This window comes from Phnomibacter ginsenosidimutans, from assembly GCF_009740285.1.
GTDB lineage: Bacteria > Bacteroidota > Bacteroidia > Chitinophagales > Chitinophagaceae > Phnomibacter > Phnomibacter ginsenosidimutans.
Map to the genome: position 1 here is coordinate 176,567 of NZ_CP046566.1, position 22,422 is coordinate 198,988.

At 45.4% G+C, this 22,422-nt stretch carries 18 protein-coding genes; 17 read left to right on the forward strand and 1 reads right to left on the reverse strand.

The genetic code is table 11. The features are described 5' to 3' along the window. Window positions 1-11: 11 nt before the first annotated feature. The 15 genes from GLV81_RS00785 to GLV81_RS19720 all read left to right on the forward strand — a co-directional run bounded on the left by GLV81_RS00785 (window position 12) and on the right by GLV81_RS19720 (window position 15,926). A complete protein-coding gene (locus GLV81_RS00785; protein ID WP_197428812.1) occupies window positions 12-1,829 on the forward strand; it encodes a CRTAC1 family protein in 1,818 nt (605 codons plus the stop codon). Then, a complete protein-coding gene (locus tag GLV81_RS00790; protein WP_197428813.1) occupies window positions 1,783-3,225 on the forward strand; it encodes an FG-GAP repeat domain-containing protein in 1,443 nt (480 codons plus the stop codon). Before GLV81_RS00785 ends, GLV81_RS00790 begins: the two co-directional genes overlap by 47 nt. Before the next feature lie 47 nt (window positions 3,226-3,272). Further along, a complete protein-coding gene (locus tag GLV81_RS00795; RefSeq protein WP_157475979.1) occupies window positions 3,273-4,739 on the forward strand; it encodes a glycoside hydrolase family 30 protein in 1,467 nt (488 codons plus the stop codon). A gap of 56 nt (window positions 4,740-4,795) precedes the next feature. Beyond that, entirely contained in the window at window positions 4,796-6,253 is a 1,458-nt protein-coding gene (locus GLV81_RS00800) for a glycoside hydrolase family 30 protein (protein WP_157475981.1), read from the forward strand. Window positions 6,254-6,262: 9 nt separating this feature from the next. Then, complete coding sequence (locus GLV81_RS00805) at window positions 6,263-7,522, forward strand: glucoamylase family protein (protein WP_281350750.1); 1,260 nt, start codon at window positions 6,263-6,265, stop codon at window positions 7,520-7,522. Further along, a complete protein-coding gene (locus tag GLV81_RS20930) occupies window positions 7,455-7,934 on the forward strand; it encodes a glucoamylase family protein (RefSeq protein WP_281350751.1) in 480 nt (159 codons plus the stop codon). Before GLV81_RS00805 ends, GLV81_RS20930 begins: the two co-directional genes overlap by 68 nt. 39 nt (window positions 7,935-7,973) lie before the next feature. Continuing rightward, a complete protein-coding gene (locus tag GLV81_RS00810; RefSeq protein WP_246186149.1) occupies window positions 7,974-9,698 on the forward strand; it encodes a GMC oxidoreductase in 1,725 nt (574 codons plus the stop codon). A 3-nt stretch (window positions 9,699-9,701) separates the two neighbouring features. Further along, a complete protein-coding gene (locus GLV81_RS00815; RefSeq protein ID WP_157475983.1) occupies window positions 9,702-10,097 on the forward strand; it encodes a DoxX family protein in 396 nt (131 codons plus the stop codon). Between the two features lie 109 nt (window positions 10,098-10,206). Beyond that, window positions 10,207-10,962 carry a family 43 glycosylhydrolase gene (locus GLV81_RS19705; protein WP_246186150.1) on the forward strand — a complete coding sequence of 252 codons (756 nt, stop codon included), beginning with the start codon at window positions 10,207-10,209 and terminating at the stop codon, window positions 10,960-10,962. Beyond that, complete coding sequence (locus tag GLV81_RS20935; RefSeq protein WP_281350752.1) at window positions 10,946-11,563, forward strand: discoidin domain-containing protein; 618 nt, start codon at window positions 10,946-10,948, stop codon at window positions 11,561-11,563. The genes GLV81_RS19705 and GLV81_RS20935 overlap by 17 nt, the downstream gene beginning before the upstream one ends. Further along, the gene (locus GLV81_RS20940; RefSeq protein ID WP_281350753.1) at window positions 11,520-11,951 is read left to right on the forward strand and encodes a fibronectin type III domain-containing protein; all 432 of its coding nucleotides are present in this window, start codon (window positions 11,520-11,522) and stop codon (window positions 11,949-11,951) included. Before GLV81_RS20935 ends, GLV81_RS20940 begins: the two co-directional genes overlap by 44 nt. Before the next feature lie 142 nt (window positions 11,952-12,093). After that, window positions 12,094-12,789: a GDSL-type esterase/lipase family protein gene (locus GLV81_RS00825; protein ID WP_246186151.1), complete on the forward strand. Its 696-nt coding sequence runs from the start codon at window positions 12,094-12,096 to the stop codon at window positions 12,787-12,789. Between the two features lie 12 nt (window positions 12,790-12,801). Next, complete coding sequence (gene bglX, locus GLV81_RS00830; protein ID WP_157475985.1) at window positions 12,802-15,105, forward strand: beta-glucosidase BglX; 2,304 nt, start codon at window positions 12,802-12,804, stop codon at window positions 15,103-15,105. 10 nt (window positions 15,106-15,115) lie between these two features. After that, complete coding sequence (locus GLV81_RS19715; RefSeq protein WP_246186152.1) at window positions 15,116-15,484, forward strand: glycerophosphodiester phosphodiesterase; 369 nt, start codon at window positions 15,116-15,118, stop codon at window positions 15,482-15,484. Then, on the forward strand, window positions 15,471-15,926 hold the full coding sequence (locus GLV81_RS19720) for a glycerophosphodiester phosphodiesterase family protein (protein WP_246186153.1): 456 nt from the start codon (window positions 15,471-15,473) through the stop codon (window positions 15,924-15,926). The genes GLV81_RS19715 and GLV81_RS19720 overlap by 14 nt, the downstream gene beginning before the upstream one ends. Here the strand turns inward: GLV81_RS19720 and GLV81_RS00840 are convergent. Further along, window positions 15,910-18,213 carry a triple tyrosine motif-containing protein gene (locus GLV81_RS00840; protein ID WP_197428814.1) on the reverse strand — a complete coding sequence of 768 codons (2,304 nt, stop codon included), beginning with the start codon at window positions 18,211-18,213 and terminating at the stop codon, window positions 15,910-15,912. The two genes, GLV81_RS19720 and GLV81_RS00840, sit on opposite strands and share 17 nt — an antisense overlap. Before the next feature lie 508 nt (window positions 18,214-18,721). Between GLV81_RS00840 and GLV81_RS19080 the strand changes: the two genes are divergently transcribed. Both GLV81_RS19080 and GLV81_RS00845 read left to right on the forward strand, forming a co-directional pair. Then, window positions 18,722-18,898 (forward strand): hypothetical protein, encoded by a 177-nt coding sequence (locus tag GLV81_RS19080; RefSeq protein WP_197428815.1) that lies wholly within the window; start codon window positions 18,722-18,724, stop codon window positions 18,896-18,898. A gap of 361 nt (window positions 18,899-19,259) precedes the next feature. Continuing rightward, a complete protein-coding gene (locus GLV81_RS00845) occupies window positions 19,260-22,403 on the forward strand; it encodes a SusC/RagA family TonB-linked outer membrane protein (RefSeq protein WP_197428816.1) in 3,144 nt (1,047 codons plus the stop codon). Window positions 22,404-22,422: the final 19 nt, after the last annotated feature.

Genomic DNA, 22,422 nt, shown 5'->3' on the forward strand with positions numbered 1-22,422 from the left:
AACAAAAAGGCATGTTCGAATCAGTGCCAGCCACTGATACGCATATTGAATTTGTGAATGAACCTGTATCGAAAGATTTACTCAGTATTTTATACTACCTCTATTATTACAATGGTGGCGGCGTTTCTGCCGGCGACATCAACAACGATGGATTAACTGATGTGTATTTTACCGCCAATACATTGAGCGGTAATAAGCTCTATCTCAACAAGGGCAATTTTCAGTTTGAAGACATTACTGAAAAGGCCGGCGTAGCTGGTACTAATGAATGGAGCAGCGGCACTACCATGGCCGATGTAAATGGCGATGGGCTACTAGATATTTATGTTTGCGCCGTAAGCCAGCATTATGGTTTGAATGGTGCCAATGAATTGTACATCAACAATGGCAACCTTACGTTTACGCCTTCGGCGGCCAAGTATGGGTTGAATTTTGCAGGCCTTAGTACACAGGCTGCATTTTTTGATTACGACCAGGATGGCGACCTCGATTGCTACCTGCTCAATCATTCTAAAAAACCACATGCCAATGTGGTAGATACCATCAACCGCCGCAAAGTAGATGCTACTGCCGGCGATAGATTGTATCGTAACGACCTTGTAAACGGGCAAATGCATTTTACCGATGTATCGGCACAGGCGGGCATTTACCAAAGCAGTCTTGGTTATGGTTTGGGATTGGCTGTTGCCGATTTCAACAACGATGGCTGGGACGATATTTACGTGGGCAACGACTTCCACGAAAATGATTACTACTACCTCAACAATGGCAACGGTACTTTCAGCGAAAGTGGTGCTGCGCATTTCAAACATTATAGCCGCTTTAGCATGGGCAACGATGCGGCAGACATCAACAATGACGGACAAACGGATTTGATAACGCTGGACATGCTGCCGCCCGATGAAAAAACCATGAAGACCTATGGTAGCGACGAAAACCCCAACGTGTACAAATCCAAGCTCGGTATGAATGGCTACCAGCATCAGTTTTCAAGAAACGTGCTGCACATGAACAATGGCGATGCGGTAAGCTTCAGCGATCAGGCATTGCTACGCGGTGTATCGGCTACCGACTGGAGTTGGTGTCCGCTGTTTGCAGACTTCGACAATGACGGGCAAAAAGATTTATTCATCAGCAGCGGTATTGTAAAGCGGCCGGTCGATCTCGACTATGTGCAGTTTGTGAGTGCCATGCAGGCGCAAAAAAACCTCGACATCACCGATAAGTTTGACGAAGAAACCATAGCCAAAATGCCGGATGGCAGTTCGCATCCTTTCTTTTTCAAAGGCGATGCGGCCAATGGTTTTACCAACATGAGCAAAGAATGGGGCACAGCAAACCTCAAAGGATATTTTAATGGAGCCGCCTACGCCGATCTTGATAATGATGGCGACCTCGACATGCTGGTGAATGTGCTGAAAGGCAAAGCTTTGGTACTGAAAAACAATGCGCCTAAAAAGAACAGTATGAGTATTTCATTGAAAGGGAGTGCTGCAAACACCAAAGGCGTTGGAGCCAAAGTATATGTGTATGCTGCAGGCCAAATGCAAATGCAACACCTGATGCCCACCCGTGGCTTCCAATCGTCAAGTGATATGGTATTGCACTTTGGTTTGAACGATGCAACAGTAGCAGATAGTGTGTTGGTAGTATGGCCCGGCAATAGTTACGAAGTGCAATTCAAAGTGCCCGCCAACAAGCCTCACCAATTGCAGCAAGCCAATGCCAAAGCGGGTTTCGACAGGCAAGCATATTTTCCTGCTGCGGCACCTGTGTGGGAAGATGCAACTGCAACAAGTGGGATCGAACTGGCGCCATACAGAAAATGATTTTGTAGACTTCAACCGGCAATACCTTATTCCGCATGCACAGTCAACAAGAGGACCACGACTGGCAGTAGCGGATGTAAACAACGATGGACTCGAAGACTTTTTTGCCTGTGGTGCACATACACAGCCGGGTGTGCTCATGCTGCAGCAACGCAATGGCAGTTTTGCGGCAGCTAACGTTCCTGCATTGCTGAGCAATGCTGTAAGCGAAGATGTAGATGCTTTGTTTGTAGATGTAAACAAAGACGGCTTTAAAGATTTATACGTAGTAAGTGGCGGCAATGAACTGGATAGCGGCACTACTGCACTGGCCGATCATTTGTACATCAACGATGGCAAAGGTGGATTTACTGAATCAACACATCCTTTACCGTTGCCCCGCACCAATAAATCATGTGTTGCCAGCAGCGATGTAGATGGCGATGGCGACATGGATTTATTTGTAGGTGGTCTCGCTAATTCGGTGCGGTATGGTTATCCGCAAGATGCTTATCTGTTGCTGAATGATGGAACCGGAAAATTCACTAACGCTACTGCACAGCAAATCAATCTCAGCCAGTTGGGCATTACAACCAGCGCCGCATTTGCCGATGTAAACGGTGATGGCACGGAAGACCTGATTGTAGCGGGAGAGTGGATGCCGGTGGTTGTATTCATCAATCAGAAAGGAACATTTACCAAGCAAGAAATAGCAGGCAGCACTGGCCTGTGGCAAAACATACAGGTAACTGATGCTAATGGTGATGGCAAGTTAGACATACTGGGCGGCAACTGGGGGCTCAATAGCAAGTTGGCATCAGGCAAAAATGGACCGGTGAAATTGTATGTAAAAGACTTTGATAAAAACGGTAGTGTAGAGCAAGTGATGGCCTACACAGTAGATGGCAAGGAATACAGTTTTCTGGCAAAAGATGAATTAGAAAGACCATTGCCCGTATTGAAAAAAGCTTATCTCACTTATGGCGAAGTGGCCGGCGAAACGGTGCAATACATGTTCTACGATTTGTTTAAAGACTATTACGAAACAAAAGCAGAAACACTGGCCTCAAGTGTATTCATCAACAATGGAAAAGGAAGCTTTAGCATACAACCATTGCCGAAAGCCGTACAGCAATCACCGCTCTTTGCATTTGTGAAAATGCCCGATGGAAAAGCGGTATGGACGGGCGGTAATTTTTATGGAACTGTTCCTTACGAAGGCCGCTACGACGGGCAGCTGTTTACAGGGTTGCAGTTGGGCAGCAACATTACCACTACTGCAACCTTGCCCTGGCTGGGCGGCGAAATGCGGGATGCCAAATGGATATTGGTAAATGGCCAATTGAAATTATTGATAGCCCGTAATAACGCACCCCTATTGCTGCTGCAAATGCCCGGCAACGATCAACGTAAATAACCATAACCTATACCGATGGTTAGCATCGGGAAAAATTTACCTATACTATGAAATTCTTAAGTAACACACTGCACAAAAAATGGGTTCGACAATCCTTTTTGCTCACAGGTATTGCTGCTGTGGCAGCCATTGCCATTGCCTGCAATAAGAAAAACAATCCTTCGCCAACGCCAGAGCCAACGCCTACCGGCGAAGTAGAACAATGGATTACCCGTGCCGATCAAACATTGCTGTTGAACAAAGCCGACAAGTTGTTGCCTTTTGTAACCACCAGTAATACCAATGCCAACATTGAGATTACAGAATCGACCACTTACCAAACAGTAGATGGCTTTGGCTATACACTCACAGGTGGTAGCGCCTATCTCATCAACTCGATGAGTACAACAGAAAAAAACAATCTGCTGAACGAACTCTTTGGCAATAGTGCTACATCAATAGGTGTGAGTTACTTGCGCATTAGTTTGGGTGCCAGCGACCTGAGCCCATTTGTATTTAGCTACAACGATTTGCCTGCCGGCCAAACCGATGAAACACTCAGCAAGTTTAGCCTGGCTGCAGACACGACCGATTTGATTCCGGTACTCAAGCAAATTCTTACCATCAATCCCAATATCAAAATCATGGCTTCGCCTTGGAGCCCGCCTACATGGATGAAAACAAACGGCAACAGCGTTGGTGGTTCATTGCAAGAAAAATATTATGCTGTGTATGCCCAATATTTTGTGAAGTACATCCAGGCCATGAAAGGCCGCGGCATTACCATTGATGCGGTAACAATTCAGAATGAGCCTGAGCATGGCGGCAACAATCCCAGTATGCTCATGAACGAAGCACAGCAAACGGCTTTTATCAAAAACAATTTGGGCCCTGCTTTCAAAGATGCCGGCATCACTACTAAAATCATTATTTGGGATCACAACTGCGACAGACCAAACTATCCTATCACCGTGATGAATGATCCGGATGCAAAAAAATACATCGATGGTTCAGCGTTCCATTTGTATGCCGGCGATATTTCTGCACTGAGCACTGTACGCAATGCACACCCAGATAAGGCGCTGTATTTTACCGAGCAATGGACAGGTAAAAATGGCAGCTTCGATGGTGATTTGAAATGGCATATCCGCAATGTGATTATTGGCTCTATGCGCAACTGGAGCCGCGTTGCATTGGAGTGGAACCTCGCCAACAATCCGCAGTTTGGTCCGCATACACCCGGCGGTTGTACCGAGTGCCGTGGTGCCCTCATGATTAACGGCGATCAGGTAACACGTAACGTGAGCTATTACATTGTGGCGCATGCCTCCAAGTTTGTGCCGGCTGGTTCTACCCGCATAGAAAGCATTGGCCCCGGCAATCTGGCACATGTAGCTTTTAAAACACCTGCCGGTAAAAAAGTATTGCTGGTGCTCAACGACAATGGCTATGCAGTCAACTTCAATATTAAAATCAATGGCAAATGGGCAGTGGCACAATTGCCTGCCAATGCAGTGGGTACATACGTGTGGTAAGCAATAGCAATACAAGTCCGTTATATTTTATACAACCAACCATAAAGCAATAGAACATGAAAAGATTGATTGCAGGTGTAGCAGCCACCATGTTGCTGGCATGCCAAACTTCACCCAGTGAGAAAGGAACAGCTGCCACATTTTCAACAGAAGGCAAGCAGGTAATTGTTGTAACCACTGCGGATAGCACCGACCTGCGCCTGACCGTAAATGATACACTCAGCTTTACCGACATGGCACAGCCTGTAGAGTCGCAGGTGCTGGTGTTTGTAGATCCGGGCAAAGAGTTTCAGCACTACGAAGGCATTGGCGCAGCACTGACGGATGCATCGGCAGAAACCTTTTACAAATTGCCCAAGGCGGCACAGGATGAATTTTTGAAAGCACATTTCGATAAGCAAAATGGTATTGGATACAACTTTGCCCGCACCAATATCAACAGCTGCGATTTTAGCAGCGACATGTACACGTATGTACAAGATGGCGATAAGGATTTGAAAACATTCGACATTGCCCACGATAAAAAATTCAAGCTGCCTTTTATCAAAGCATCTATTGCTGCAGCAGGTGGCAAGCTCAATTTGTTTGCCAGCCCTTGGAGTCCGCCGGCGTTTATGAAAGACAACAACGACATGTTGAAAGGCGGCAAACTGAAGCCGGAGTTTTACAGCTCATGGGCCATGTATTATACCAAGTTTATCAAGGCCTACGAGGCAGAAGGCGTACCGGTGTGGGGCATCAGCATTCAAAACGAACCCATGGCAACACAGCGTTGGGAGAGTTGCATTTACACAGCCGAAGAAGAACGTGATTTCCTGAAAAACCATCTGGGACCTACCATGGAAAAAGAAGGTTTGAAGGATAAAAAAATTATTGTGTGGGACCACAACCGGGATCTCATTTATCAGCGGGCACAAACCTATTTCAACGACGCAGCTGCATCGAAATACATTTGGGGTATTGGCTTTCACTGGTACGAAGACTGGAGTGGTGGCCTGCCCATGTACGACAACATTCGCCGTGTGCATGAATCATTTCCTGACAAGAATATTTTCTTTACCGAAGGTTGTGCCGAAAGCTTTGACAGCACCCGTTACAAGGCATGGGTATTGGGCGAAGAATATGGCCGTAGCATGATTAATGATTTCAACAACGGTATGGTTGGTTTCACCGATTGGAACATTTTGCTCGATGAAACCGGCGGTCCTAACCACGTGCAAAATTTCTGCTTTGCACCCGTGCATGCTGATACGCGTACAGGCCAGTTGATTTACACCAATGCATATTACTACATCGGTCATTTTTCAAAATTCATTCAGCCTGGTGCCAAGCGGGTAGCTGCTGCAGCAAGCCGTAGTCAGTTACTTACTACTGCTTTCCGCAATCCTGATGGAAAATTGGTTGTCATCGTGATGAACCAAAGCGATAAAAAAACGCCTTACCATCTTTGGATCAATGGCAAAGCTGCTGAAACAGTTGCACTGCCACACTCTATTACCACACTGTTGTTATAAAAACATAACATGAAATATTCGTTGAAGCCATACATTCTTGTGGGTGTGATGTTTGTGGGTTTTGCTGCTTGTAAAAAAGGCGGCGAAACCCCGGCACCACCACCAGCACCCGCCAAACTCCGGCTCATTAATGCCACGCTGGACAACAGTGTGGGCAACACTTTTACCAACACTTCGCTGACGCCTGTACTGCGGTTCAACTTTTCGGAAAAAGTAGATAAAGCCTCTGCAGCCAGTGCTTTTGGCATCGCCAACACGTTGGGCATTGCTGCACCAAGCAGTATTTCATGGGAGCGTGGCGATAGCACATTGGTGCTTCAGCCCAATGCACCATTGGGGGCTTTAACCAAGTATACAGGTATTGTATCTAATGTGCTGAAGTCTGCAGCGGGGGGCGCATTAACCGAGGCAGCTGTCGTGGAGTTTATTACCCGCATCGATTCTACGGCTAAGTTTCCTACCATTAGTGATGAGGCGTTGCTCACCCTGGTGCAGCAGCAAACTTTCAAATACTTCTGGGACTTTGGTCATCCTGTGAGTGGGCTGGCCCGTGAAAGAAATACAAGTGGTGATTTGGTAACCAGTGGTGGTAGTGGCTTTGGTATTATGAGTATGGTAACGGGCGTACACAGGGGTTTTGTAACCCGTACGCAAGCCTTGCAGCGCATTCAAACCATGGTTACTTTTTTGAAGGATAAAGCGCAGAAGTTTAAGGGCGCATTTCCACATTGGCTCAATGGCAACACCGGTGTGGTGATTCCGTTTAGTGCTAACGATAATGGTGCTGACCTTGTAGAAACATCTTTGTTGTCGATGGGCCTGATTACAGCAAGGCAATATTTTAATGATGCCGGTGCTGCTGAATCACAACTACGCAGCGACATCAACAGCATTTTGGATGGCATTGAATGGAACTGGTTTCGCAAAAACAATGAGCAGGTATTGTACTGGCACTGGAGCCCCGATAAAGGCTGGGCCATGAACCTGAAAATTCAGGGCTGGAACGAGTGTTTGATTACCTACGTGATGGCGGCCAGTTCTAAAAATTACAGCATACCCGATACCGTGTATCAAAAAGGCTTTGCCAGAGATGGGGCGATGCGAAATGGAAAAACTTTCTACAACAATAAGCTGCCCTTGGGCAGCGATTTGGGTGGCCCTTTGTTTTTGTCGCACTATACATTTCTCGGCATCAATCCAAATGGGTTATCCGATCGAGTATGCCAATTATTGGGAGCAAAACGTAGCCCACAGCAAAATCAATTATGAGTATTGCAAAGCCAATCCGCTGGGCCGCTGGGGCTATAGCGATAAAAGCTGGGGCCTTACTGCCAGCGATATTCCGGGTGGATATACTGCCAGTAGCCCAAGTAATGATGTGGGTGTGATTGCCCCAACAGCTGCGATTAGTGCCATGCCTTACACACCTGCAGAAAGCATGGCAGCCCTGAAGTTTTTTTATTACACCATGGGCGATAAAATCTGGAAAGAATACGGTTTTGTAGATGCCTTCAAACTGCCCGATTTGTGGTTTGCTTCTTCCTTCCTTGCTATCGACCAGGGCCCGCAAATCATCATGATTGAAAACTATCGCAGCGGTTTGTTGTGGAACCTGTTTAGCAGTGCCCCCGAAGTAAAAGCGGCATTGAAAAAACTTGGATTTACTGCGCCGTATTTGTAAGCATGTTCGGCAATACGTACCATTGAAAATGCCAGCAACTTGTCTGACACCTCTCATATACACATCAACACCGGCGGGAAGGACTCGCATACCTACGATGCCATTGTAATTGGCAGCGGCATCAGCGGTGGCTGGGCTGCCAAAGAGCTGTGTGAGCAAGGCCTCCGTACACTGGTACTGGAGCGGGGCCGCAATGTAGAGCACATCAAAGATTATCCAACATACAACCTCGATCCATGGCAGTTTCCGCACCGTGGCCGCATGCCCAAAGAAGCCCTCGATAAAAACCCGCTGATTAGTAAAGCGGCAGGCTATGCAGAAGACACGGCTCATTTTTTTATTCAGGATAGCGATCATCCTTACATACAAGAAAAACCTTTTGACTGGATACGGGGCTATCAGGTAGGCGGCAAATCACTTACGTGGGGGCGAAGCTGCCAACGCTGGAGCGATTGGGATTTTACTGCCCCTGTCCGCTATGGTTATGGTATTGAATGGCCCATAGGTTACAATGATATAGCACCATGGTACAGCTATGCCGAACGTTTTATCGGTGTGTGTGGTACGGCAGAAAATATTGAGTCGATGCCCGATGGCGAATTTTTACCCGGCTATGAACTCAACTGCATTGAACAACAGTTGCGCAGGACTATAAGCAACAAATTCAAGCGGCATTATATTACTGGCAGGTGGGCACAGCTCACCGAGCCTACTGCATTGCATGTACAGCAAGGCCGCGGCCAATGCCAAAACAGAAACCTCTGCATGCGGGGCTGTCCCTTTGGCGGCTATTTCAGCAGCGTTACCTGCACCTTGCCATGGGCACAAAAAACCAATAACCTCACCATTCGGCCGCACAGTGTGGTGCATTCTATTATTTACGATGAGCAATTGCAAAAAGCCACCGGTGTAAGGGTAGTGGATGCACAAACAAAAGCAGTGACTGAATATTTTGCCCGCATCATTTTTGTAAATGCATCGGCACTCAACAGCAATCTGATTTTACTGAACTCCACATCCAATCGTTTTCCCAATGGCTTGGGCAACGATAACGGACTGATGGGCAAATACATTTGCTTTCACAATTACCGGGGAAGCATGGGCGCCACTTTTGAAGGTTATAAGAATCAGTATTTCTATGGCAAAAAGCCGGCCGAATGTGTGATTCCCAATTTCAGAAACCTGAAAGAAAGAGATGCGGATTTTGTAGGGGGCTATGTCATTTTCAGCGGTGGCTACCGGTCGCGGTTGGATTACGACATGCCGGATGGTATTGGCGCAGCTTACAAAGATGCGCTGAGTGAACCCGGCCCATGGGGTGCCTACATGTACATGCAGGGCGAAACCATTCCCAAAGCAAGCAATCACGTACGCCTGAGCAATGAGCATAAAGATGCGTACGATATGCCACTGCTCATTACATCGGTCGGTTACGATGAGAATGATGACAAGATGGTGCAGGACTTTCTGCGGGAAGGAAAAGCCATGATGGAAGCCGCCGGTGCTGTAGAAGTTCACACGCATGACAGCCAACAATCACCGGGCCTCGACATACATGAAATGGGTGGTGTACGGATGGGCAAAGACCCCAACACTTCATTGCTGAATGCTTTTAACCAATTGCATCAATGCAAGAACGTGTTTGTAACCGATGGTGCCTGCATGACAAGTACCGGCAATCAGAGTCCGAGTATTTTATACATGGCGCTTACCGCAAGAGCAGCGCAGTATGCCGCCGCCGAAATGAAAAAAGGAAAATTGTAAAAGATGATGAAGTCATTGTTATCAGGTAAAAGTTGGCCTACAGCAAATGTGTTGCTGTTGTTGAGATGGGTCTATGCTATTTTTCTCATCATACATGGTTGGCAAATTTTTGATGCAACTGCTATGCATGACTTTACACAGTGGGGTATGTTCAAAGCGTATCCGTTTTTACCCTACGTAGGAAAGGGTGCAGAGTTGTTGGCCGGAGTATTGTTACTCATCGGATTCCTTACCCGGGTAGCTGCTTTGCTGTCTGTTGGCACTTTTCTCTTTATCACATTTTTTGTAGGTAATGGACAGTTTTGGATGCAGGATCAGCACCCATTTTTATTGGCCATGTTTGGCCTACTTTTTTTATTTACAGGGCCCGTAAAATATTGTGTAGATAAAACTGCCTGATTTGTATTATCAGCATTAAATGATAGAACGATGCTTGCAGTAATTAAAAGCTAGAAAGATGAAGCTGATGAAAAAGTTGAAAAGGATACAGCATGCAATACTAGTGCTGATGTTATGTTGTCAACCGTGGCTTGCAAACGCACAGCAGAAAACCTATTGCAATCCCATCAACATCGATTATGGCTACACGCCCATCCCCAACTTTAGTGAGTGGGGCCGCCACCGGGCTACCGCCGATCCGGTGATAGTGAACTACAAAGGTGATTACTATCTATTCAGCACCAACCAGTGGGGCTATTGGCACAGTCCGGATATGCTTAACTGGACCTTTCACAACCGCTTGTTTTTGCGGCCCTGGAACAAAGCCTACGATGAACTCTGCGCCCCTGCAGTTGGTATAGTGGGCGATACCATGATTGTGTTTGGCAGCACTTATACCAACAACTTTACCATCTGGATGAGTACTAACCCCAAAGCCAACGAGTGGAAACCATTGGTGGATTCATTTGATATTGGTGGTTGGGATCCTTCCTTTTTTACTGATGATGATGGTCGCCTGTACATGTACAATGGCAGCAGCAACCGCTATCCTTTTTACGGTGTAGAGTTAGACAGGAAAACATTCAAACCAAAAGGCACCCGCAAAGAAATATATGTGCTGGAAGCTTGGCGCTATGGCTGGCAACGCTTTGGCGAATACATGGACGATACCTTTTTGGATGGCTTTATCGAAGGCAGCCACATGACCAAATACAAAGGCAAATACTACTTGCAGTATGGTGCTCCCGGCACTGAAATGAGTGGCTATGCCGATGGCTTGCTCATGAGCCGGCATCCGCTCGAAGGCTTTGCAGCCGTGGAGTGATCCGCTGAGTTTCAAGCCCGGTGGCTATGCCCGTGGTGCCGGTCATGGTGCTACTTTTCAAGACCATTGGAACAACTACTGGCATGTGAGCACCATGGTGGTAAACGTGAAAAATAATTTTGAAAGAAGACTCGGCATTTGGCCCACCGGTTTTGATAAGGATGATGTAATGTGGTGCAACACCGCCTATGGGGATTATCCCACTTTTTTGCCTGCCGTGCAAGGCCCGCAGCGCAAAGGAGATGCACTCGATTACAACGCCGCCTTTCAGCCCGGGTGGATGCTGCTCAACTACAAAAAGCCGGTGCAGGTGTCATCCACACTCGGCGGCTTTAGTGCTAACCATGCAGTGGACGAAAACATCAAAACCTACTGGAGTGCAGCTTCTGCCAATGCAGGAGAATACATCATCAGCGATTTGGGCGCTGTGAGTACGGTGCATGCCGTGCAAATCAACTACGCCGATCAGGGATGCAGACAGCAACCGCCTGGGCAAATACAATGCGCAATACCATCAGTATGTGTTGTATGCAAGCGTGGATGGCAAAAAGTGGACGGTGATAGCCGACAAACGCAACAACCAAACCGATGTGCCGCATGATTATGTAGAACTGGCGCAACCCATCAAGGCCCGCTACATCAAACACGAAAACATACACATGCCCACAGGCAAGTATGCATTGAGTGGGTTGCGTGTCTTTGGATTTGGTGCAGGCAACAAACCGGCGCCGGTAAAACAGTTCATGGTATTGCGGGGCGAAAAAGACAAACGTGGTGCATGGATTCGCTGGAGCCCGTCGAGTGATGCGTATGCCTATGTGATTTACTATGGCACACAGCCCGACAAACTCTACAACAGCGTCATGGTGCACGATGCCAACGAGTATTGGTTCAAAGCCATGGACAAAGAAAAAACCTACTACTTCAGCATTGAAGCAGTCAATGAAAACGGCATCAGTGAAAGGCTTAAAACCATTCAGGTAAATTAGTAGCTGTTAAAACTGCTTTGGCCATAGGGGAGAGGACGTTGTGAATGGACTATTGGACAAATGCCGTTCTATGGAATGTTCATGCAATAAAAGGTGGACATGAAGAATAGAGCGAAATGAAATGACCGCAATGAAACAACGAATGAAAAACGAAATGCTTGCTGGGAAAAAAATACCTATGGTGCTGCAGGCTGTATGTGTAACCCTCCTGCTGACCTGCATGAGCATCTTTGCGCAGGCACAACCTTTTGCCAAAGAAGTGGCCGCCTTTCAACAACAAGACAGCCTTGCTTTTCCTGCTAAGAACCAGATTTTACTCATTGGCAGTTCCTCTTTCACCCTATGGAAGGATGTGCAACAATATTTTCCGGAGTATCCCATACTCAACCGGGCATTTGGCGGCTCTACCCTGGCCGATGTGTGGCGATACCGGCAGCAAATCATTGCACCGTATCAGCCCCGCCAAATCATTGTGTATTGTGGCGAAAATGATTTTGCCGCAAGTGATACTGTCACTGTAACTACGGTGGTTAATCGTTTCACCCAATTGTTTGCCTACATCCGCAGTGTGTACCCCAAAGTACCGGTGGCATATGTGTCGATGAAACCGAGCCCCAGCAGGCGGCATTTGCTGGCCAAGTACCAGGCCGCCAACACGGCCATTCAGCAATGGCTGGCTACGCAAAAACGAACGGCATTTATTGATGTTTATCAACCCATGATTCAATCAAATGGTGAACCTTTACCCCACATTTTTTTAAAAGATAGCTTGCACATGAATGCGCAGGGCTATGCCATTTGGCAACAATACATGAAACCTGTTTTACGCAAGAAATAAACTCCGACAACCATGAGTACAACGAAACACAGCTTGCTGATTGTGCTGCTTTTTGCAGGCATCGCTGCATGGGCACAGCCAAAGCCCGCTGCCAATGCTGAGGCAGCCAAAATGAAAACCTTCATCGACAACCTGATGAAGCAAATGACCCTCGACGAAAAACTGGGCCAGCTTAACCTGCCCGGTGCCGGCGATATTGTTACCGGTCAGGCCGGCAATACAGATATTGCCAAAAAAATCCGCGAAGGAAAAGTAGGTGGTCTCTTCAACATCAAAGGCGTAGAAAAAATCCGCGAAGTACAAAAGCTGGCAGTAGAACAAAGCCGCTTGAAAATCCCGCTGATTTTTGGGATGGATGTGATTCACGGTTATCAAACAGTGTTTCCCATTCCCCTTGGCCTGAGTGCTACCTGGGATATGAAAGCCATTGAACGCAGTGCACAAATTGCTGCTGCTGAAGCCAGTGCCGATGGCATCAGCTGGACGTTCAGCCCCATGGTAGATATTGCCCGTGACCCCCGCTGGGGCCGCATGGCAGAAGGCAGCGGTGAAGATCCGTTTTTGGGTGGTGCTATTGCCAAAGCCATGGTACGTGGCTATCAGGGCAACGACCTGAAAGCTAACAATACTATTATGAGTTGCGTAAAGCACTATGCGTTATATGGTGCTGCAGAAGCGGGTCGTGATTACAACACCACCGATATGAGCCGCCATCGCATGTACAACGAATATTTTTATCCCTACAAAGCTGCGGTAGAAGCTGGTGTAGGTAGTGTAATGGCTTCATTCAACGAAGTAGATGGTGTGCCTGCCACCGCCAACAAGTGGCTGATGACCGATGTGCTGCGCAAACAATGGGGCTTTGGTGGTTTTGTGGTAACGGATTATACCGGCATCAACGAAATGATTGACCACGGCATAGGCGATTTGCAAACCGTAACAGCCCGTGCACTCGATGCAGGCATTGATATGGATATGGTAGGCGAAGGCATGGTAAGCACCCTCACCAAATCTTTGAAAGAAGGAAAAATTTCACAAGCACAGATTGATGCAGCTTGCCGCCGCATTCTCGAAGCAAAATACAAACTCGGCTTGTTTGAAGATCCCTATCGCTACTGCGATGTAACTCGTCCGGCCAAAGAAGTGTACACTGCTGCCAACCGCAAAGAAGCCCGCAGCATTGCCGCACAAAGTTTTGTACTGCTGAAAAATGAAGGCAATGTATTGCCGCTGAAGCGTGGTGGTAAAATAGCATTGGTAGGTCCACTGGCCGACAACCGTGAAAACATGCCCGGTACCTGGAGCGTAGCCGCCGATTTTTCCAAAGCCATTTCTGTATTGGAAGGCCTGAAAGCAGTAGCCGGACCAAACACAGAAATCTTGTTTGCCAAAGGCAGCAACCTCGATTACGATGCCAAGTTTGAAGAAAACGCCGGTATGTTTGGCAAAAGCCTGCGCCGCGACAATCGTCCTTCTGCACAGCAAATTGCTGAAGCACTGGAAGTAGCCAGCAAGGCCGATGTAATTGTAGCCGCCGTCGGCGAAAGCGCCGAAATGAGTGGTGAAGCCAGCAGTCGCTCCAACATCGAAATTCCACAGGCACAAAAAGATTTGCTGAAAGCACTGAAAGCAACCGGTAAGCCGGTGGTTGTGGTATTGTTTGCCGGCCGTAGCATGGCCATTACCGAAGAAGCTGCTGCGTATCCTGCTATTTTGAATGTATGGTTCCCCGGTAGCGAAGCTGGCTACGCCATTGGCGATGTATTGTTTGGCGATGTAAACCCCAGCGGTAAACTCTCTGCCACATGGCCACAAAATGTAGGCCAGGTGCCCCTGTTTTACAACCACAAAAACACGGGTCGTCCTTTGCCTGCAGGACAGTGGTTCCAAAAGTTCCGCAGCAATTATCTTGATGTGAGCAACGATCCGCTGTATCCTTTCGGATTTGGATTGAGCTACACCACTTTTACCTATGGCAACATGAAACTGAGCAGCCAATCACTCAAAGGCAATCAAACCTTAACTGCCAGCATCGATATTACCAATAACGGAAAGGTAACGGGTAAGGAAGTGGTGCAACTGTACATTCGCGACATCGTAGGTTCTACCACAAGACCTGTGGCCGAACTGAAAGGATTTGAAAAAATTGAATTGCAACCTGGTGAAACAAAAACCGTTTCCTTTAGCATAACACCTGAGTTGTTGAAGTTTTACAATTATGATTTGAAGTATGATTGGGAAGCCGGCGACTTCGATATCATGATTGGTGGCAACAGCAAAGACGTTCAAAAGCAACGGGTAAACTGGCAGAAATAAAACAACAAGCATGAAGCAATGGATGATGTTGGGTATGGCAGCAATGATGGCCATGCCGGCAATGGCACAAGTAAAAAAGAAGCCCATGAAATTTGCCGATAACAATGTAGTGGCACATCGCGGGGCATTTAAGGCCAACGGCTTTCCCGAAAACTCCATTGCTTCATTGCAAGAAGCCATCAGGCTGGGCTGCACCGGCAGCGAGTTTGATGTTCGCATGACGGCCGATGATTCACTCATCATCAACCACGATGAGCACTACAATAAGCTGCTGATAGAAGAAACAACGTTTGCTGCATTGCAGCAGTTTCCGTTGTCGAATGGAGAAAAGCTGCCCACACTGCGGGAGTATTTGCTTGGCCGGCATGAAGGCCAATAAGCAAACTCGCCTGGTGTTGGAAATAAAGCCTTCTGGCATGGGTAAGGAAAGGGCAGTAAAAATTGTAGATGCTGCTGTGGCTTTGGTAAAAGCATTACAGGCTGAGCAGTATGTAGTGTACATCAGTTTTGATTACAACATGATGCTGCGCCTGAAACAGCTGGTGCCCAACGCTCCTATGCAATACCTCGAAGGCGATAAATCGCCGGCACAGCTGAAAGCTGATGGCATTATGGGATTGGATTATCATTACAAAGTTTTTCAAAAAAACGCCAGCTGGATTCAGGAAGCCAAAAAAGCCGGTATGGTTTTAAATTCATGGACAATAAATGAGCCGGCGTTGATGGATTGGTTTTTAGAAAATGAATTTGATTTTATCACTACAAATGAGCCAGAGCTATTATTGAAAAAGCAAAAGGAGAGCATTAGGAAAAATCGTTGATAAATGCGGTCAGGCTATTGTCCTGCGATAGGCTTAATTTTTTTCTGAGCCTGTATTTCGATACTTCTACTCCCTTGATGGTAATGTTCATGAGTTGCGCAATTTCCTTGGTAGACAAGTTCATTTTCATGTAGGCACACATTTTGAGATCGGTAGGCGTAAGTGTAGGGTATGTTTTTTTGATGCGTTGTAAAAATTTGTTGTGAACAGTGTCGAAATGAATGGCAAATTGTTCCCAGTCACCATCTCTTTTTTCTTCTTCAGCTATTAGTTTCAGTAGTTTTATAAAGTCTTTTTTCTCTCCTGTGTCTTGAAGGGCTCTGGTAGCTAATAATAGATCTTCTTTTATTTTATTAAGTAGCTTTCCTCTTTTATACAAATGCATGGTAGCAGCGGCTAATTCTTTGTTTTTGAATTGCATTTCTGCTTCAAGTTGTTCTTTCTGCAATTTGATGATTTCCTTTTCGCTATGCTCCAGTTCCAGTTCGTGAAGGTATTTTAGCTGCGCTTCTTCTTTTTCAAATTTCTGTTTCTGTTTCGCAATGCGATATTGGTGAATCTTTGTTAGTGCAATGGCTAAACCAATAGCAAGTATGGCGTAAAAAATTTTAGCCCAAACTGTTTGATGCCAGTGAGGCGGCACATCGAAACTGTATGCAACAATTGCCGACTCATTGTTGGCAACATCTTTTCCTTTTAGTAAAAACCTGTATTTGCCATGGGGCAGGTTGGTATAATCTTTTTCTTTTTTTTCTGACCAGGTAGACCATTCTGTATCGAACCCTTCTAACTTGTATTGATATTGGACTTTCGCTGTGGGGTTGTATTGATTGGATGTGAATTCAAATCGAAATGAATTGATTTTGGCAGAAAGCTGTGGAGGTTGTGCAAACGAAATGTTGCCTTTGGAATCGGCTGCCTGAAATCCATCAAACAGCAAAGAATCGTTATTGCTACCTGCTGTTATTTTACTAAAGCTAACTTGCAATTTGCTTGTTTGGCGGGCGTATTTTTCTAAGTTGATGTGAAGTATTCCATTTGTGCTGCCAATGAAAATGTTTTGATCATTGTACGGATAAATATGCTCAAAACCAGGAACCAGCAAATCTTCTATCTCTTGTATGAAGTGTACTTTTTGGTCTTTGAAATAGCCAACAGTTTTGTCTGTGGCAAACCACATCCTGTTATTGGAGTCTTGTGTAAGGTATTTTATACTGATTTTGCCCAATAGCTGTTGATACATTTTGCTTGGGCGGCATACTTTATTCAATGTATCATATTCATATATCCCCTCTTCCGTACATATAACTATGGTTTGATTGATGCGGAAAACATAATTGTTTTTAAATGAGGGTAGCCCATGTTTGTCTGTAAGTAAACTTACAGATGTTACTTTTTGGAAGTCTTTTGACATGGTAAACATGTATACGCCTCTATTAGGATGACTTGCCCAAATGGTGTTGTTTATTTCGTCTATTTCAACAAACCGTAGGGTCTCTTTCAACAGGTTATTAAAACTACTATCTGATTGAAATCCTTTTGCCGTAGCTATCAACTGTTGCAGCCCTTGGTAAGTGCCTGCAATGTATGAGCCTTGCCTGCGAGCAGCTCTATATAACCAATAGCCGCCGCCTAATCTGGTAATATAGCGGGCTGATGCTGAATGATATTCAAAAGCTCCGTCGTGATGCCCAATCAATACTTTATTATGGAGCAGATTTAGGCTCCAAACTTGCCCGTCAATATGAGGTACTTTGGTAAATAAACTTTGCGATTGACTGAAGTCGGGGGTTTTAAAACTATCAATAATCGCTTCATACAAACCGGTAGATGTACCCACCAATAATCTATTGTTGTACACCAGGCTGGCATAAGTAGCCGTACGTCCTTTCAGCGTTGGTGTAATGCGTTGAATAGGACTGTTGAATTGTATCAATGCCACGCCTTCGTCTAATGCAGCCCAAAGGTTATACCCATCATTGGCGAGCAATGCCCTCACATTATTATTTTGCAAACCGTTGTCTGTAGAATATTGGCTAACAACGTCTCCCTTTTTATTAATAAAATATATACCGCCATTAACAGTACCCAACGCAAACCTGCCATTTGCTGTGGCAGTGGCCGAATAGATTTGGGCTTCTTTTACCTCGTTTTTAACAGGGAAAGGCACGGCTCGCATATCCGACAACAAGTACAATCCATTTCTCATGGTGATAATGAGCGTTGTATCCTTTCCATAATCAACAGCGGCAGTAACAACTGTATTGTTTAGCGCCGGCAGGTTCATTTTTTGCCATTTGTTTTGTGCAAACAGAACCATGTTTTCATTACCATTTTGCGCTATCAATCTGCTGCCATGCATGCCCATAAAAGCCCATCTAGACCCATTCGGGGCTATGTACACATCCGCCATTTGCTGGTTTTTGATGCTAATGCGAAAAATGCTTCTGGATGTACGGCAGAAAAGGTAATCGCCTGTATGTATAATATTCCAAACATCGCCAAATGAATGGTGCTGACTTGGTATCACCGGCAGCAGTGAGTAATAAGTGAGTCCTCCATTGTTGGTTGGAGCAAAATAGCCTATTTCATCTTGTCCGCCCACATATATACGGCCGTTTGAAGAAAGTGAAAGTGACCGAACCATTGTTTTATTCGGCAGGGCAAACAACTTCCAGTCTCTGCCATTATAAGTGAGTAATCCGGCATTGTTGGCAAAGTAAAGTATGCCATTTGGCCCTTGAGCTACCTGCCAGTTTTGTGTTCCTCCCCGGGTAGCTTCATGCGAAAAATTAATGATTTCTGCCAAGCCTAAAGTGGGTTGTGCAGGTAAGTTTATTGATATAAACAGCCATATGAGCACTGCCACAAAACAATTAAAACCACCCTTGTTTTTCATTGCCAATAGATATGAAGCTGCATCTTACAAAAATGGTGAACATGTGATACAAGGTTTAAGTTATGAATTTTAGTGTTGGGTCATAACTTCTTGATTATTAATAAAAATAATTCATGCTGTAGTGGTTTTGTAGTGGCTGTAAATTTTGAGTAAGCATACATCGGGTAGAACTTTGAGCATCCATCAGCCACTTTATGTCAAGCTTATTGATGTAAGGAATGAGCTGAAAACAAAACGCTGCTATATGAAAAAAAATGCCCGAAAGTTCTGGCAATACTGTGCCAGTTATCAGCAAGCAATGCATCAAACGGGTTTCCCGTAATGGGTTGAAAACCCTTCTCCTTTCTGAAAAATTCATGATTCCAGTTTGAGCTGGGTGTGAATTGGAGAAATGTATTTGCATGACTGTTTATCACTTTCCAAAACAACCGAATATGAAAATCTTAGTTCAACCACTCCGAAAATCATTGGAGAATCGTGCTATAATGCTGCTGTTAATGGTAGTGTTTGCCACGGGAGCCTTTGCTCAAACCTTTTCCGTTACCGGTCAAATTAAAGATGAAAAAAGCATGCCGCTTCCCGGTGTTGCTATTCTTAATAATCGTACACAAGCTGGTACATCTTCCAATCAGTTCGGCCAGTTTTCTATTGAGGCCCAAAAAAATGATGTGCTTACTTTTTCCTTTATAGGAAAGGCTACTCAAACCATAAAAGTAAATGGCGACAGGTTGAGTGTTAACCTGGTAATGGTAGATACTGCCAATGAGCTTGGTGATGTGGTGGTTACTGCTTTGGGTATAAAGCGGCAGGAAAAAGCATTGGGTTATGCCACACAAACAGTAAAAGGCAGCACCCTGCAAACAGTAAAAGGCGTAGATGTTGCCACTTCACTAACTGGTAGAGTAGCAGGCTTGCTGGTACGAAACAGCCCTGAGTTTGCAGCTGAACCAAACATTACTTTAAGGGGCGAAACAGTATCTCCGCTTATAGTAATTGATGGCGTACCCTATGGAAGTCTTTCACTCAGAGATGTACCTGCAGATGATATTGAAACAATCAACGTATTGAAAGGACCAACCGCTTCTGCATTGTATGGAGAAAGAGGAGGCAATGGAGCCATTATGATTACTACCAAGCGGGGTGCTGCCGGCAGGGGTTTATCTGTTTCTTTCAACAGCAGTTCAATGTTCGAAGCAGGATACCTTGCAATACCCGAAATGCAGGGTAAATATGGCCGTGTGGTAAACACAGCAACCAATACTTACGTAGGCACCGGCGATGGTGCATGGGGGCCAGCACTCGAAGGTCAGTCTGTTATTCAGTGGGATCCAATCAGCAAAACCATGAAAGCCATGCCTTACCTACCGGTTGGAGCTAATAATTTCAAAAACTTTCAGCAACAGGGCTCTATTTTAAACAACAACCTAAGCATTGCCCAAAGTGGCGATATGGGCGGTTTTCGAGCATCAGCCACATGGGTAAATAACAAAGGCACTTACCCCAACTCAAAGTTTGATAAAGTAACCTACAGCGTTGGCGGTGACATTCGCTCCAAAAAGTTTTCTCTCTCCACTTCTTTGGCTTACAACAATCACCGTTCTCCCAATTTAGGTTTTAGCGGCTATACCGGCTACGACCCTATGTATGGCCTGCTTATATGGGGTTCGCCCGATTGGAACATCAATGATTATAAAGACTATTGGACCGTGCCCAACGAAATACAAAACAACAGCTATACAGCTGGAAACAACAATCCGTTTTTCGACAGGTATGAACGTATCAGAACCTACAACAAAGATTTATTCAACGGTCAAATTACGCTCAATTATGACATCCTTCCTTGGTTGAAAGTAACAGCAAGAACTGGTTACGATACCTACAGTGCTACGCAAAATATACGGGTATCCAAAGGCTCATTTCAAGGGGCAGGTGCTACTACAATGATACCTGGTGGTACCGAAGTATGGGGCGAAGCGCAGCGGGGATCTTATAACCAGGGCATCAGCCGGGGCTTTAGCAGCAATACAGAAGGAATCCTTTCTGCCAACAGAAAATGGAAAGACTTTTCAATAGATGGTTTTGTAGGTGGTTCCATTTATTACAAGCAAGATGAAGGCTTGGAGGCAAGAACAAGAGGCGGTCTTTCAATACCGGGGTACTACTCGCTGAAAGCATCTATAGATCCGGTGATTACAGCATCTTCTGTGGCTAAAAGGCAAACCAACAGCCTTTTTGGTAAGTTGGGTATTGGCTGGAAAAACATTGCGTTTGTAGAAGGTACTTTCAGAAACGACTGGGTATCTACCTTGCCGGAAGCAACCCGTTCATTCTTGTATCCTTCCGTTGCAGGTAGCTTAGTATTGTCTGAACTTACAGGTACCAATAGCTTGCTCTCATTCTGGAAATTAAGAGGCTCCTGGACGCAGTATAAAAAGCCCGCCAACATTTATTCTATTAATCAGGTGTATGGCATTGCAACCAATCAGTGGGGCACCCTACCTACTGCATCGTACCCCACCACCATCCGACCCGATGATATTTTTGCTGAGTCATTCAACACTACAGAAATTGGTACTTATGCCAGCTTCTTAAAAAACAGACTTTCATTGGATGTAACGCTCTATTCTAAAAAAGGATATGATTTTATTCAAACAGCCAGTATTAGTCCATCTACAGGTTTTACCGGAGTATTCATCAATAATGATGAAGAACGCACCCGCCAAGGTATAGAAGTAACGCTCGGTGCTACACCAGTAAAAACGAAAGACATGAAATGGGATATTGCTCTCAACTGGGCTACTTCTGTACAGAAGTACACACAAATGGATGCAACCTATTCCATCAAAGGCAGAGAGTGGATTGGTGTAGGAAAGCGTACCGATTATTATACTTATAACGAGTACCAGACAGACAATCAGGGAAATATTGTATTCAACAATGGTGTGCCCACTTATAAACCAATTGCATCATTGGCAGGCTACACCGATCCGGACTGGATTTGGGGTATCAATTCCAGCTTTAACTACAAGCAATTTACGCTGAATGTAGCTTTTGATGGAAGAGTTGGCGGCCTTGCACAGTCTATTACTGAAATGTATATGTGGCGTTCAGGAAACCATCCGAACTCATTAACAGAAGAAAGATACCTGGATGCTAAAACTCCAGGGTCAAAAAACTTTTTGGGTCAAGGTGTAAAAGTTGTTTCAGGCTCCATTGTATACGATGCAAATCTTCAGGTAGTGAGTGATACAAGGGTGTTTGCACCAAACGATGTATATACCACTTATAAATCTTACATAGAAGCGTTGCACAAAGGAACTGCTTGGGGCGGCTCTCCTTCTCCGGTTGATTTGTATACAACTACTTTCTTCAAGCTGAGAGAACTGTCACTCACATATCAGTTTGATAATAAAGTGGCTTCAAAAATTGCTGCGAAAGGAATTTCTGTTTCATTGGTTGCTCAAAACTTGCTGTACTGGGCTAAGCAGTTTAAGTATTCAGATATTGATGGCGGTTCTGAAAACTTTGCCGATCCTTCAATGAGGTATATCGGTATGAACTTCAGATTCGATTTCTAATACTGATGCAAGCAACACC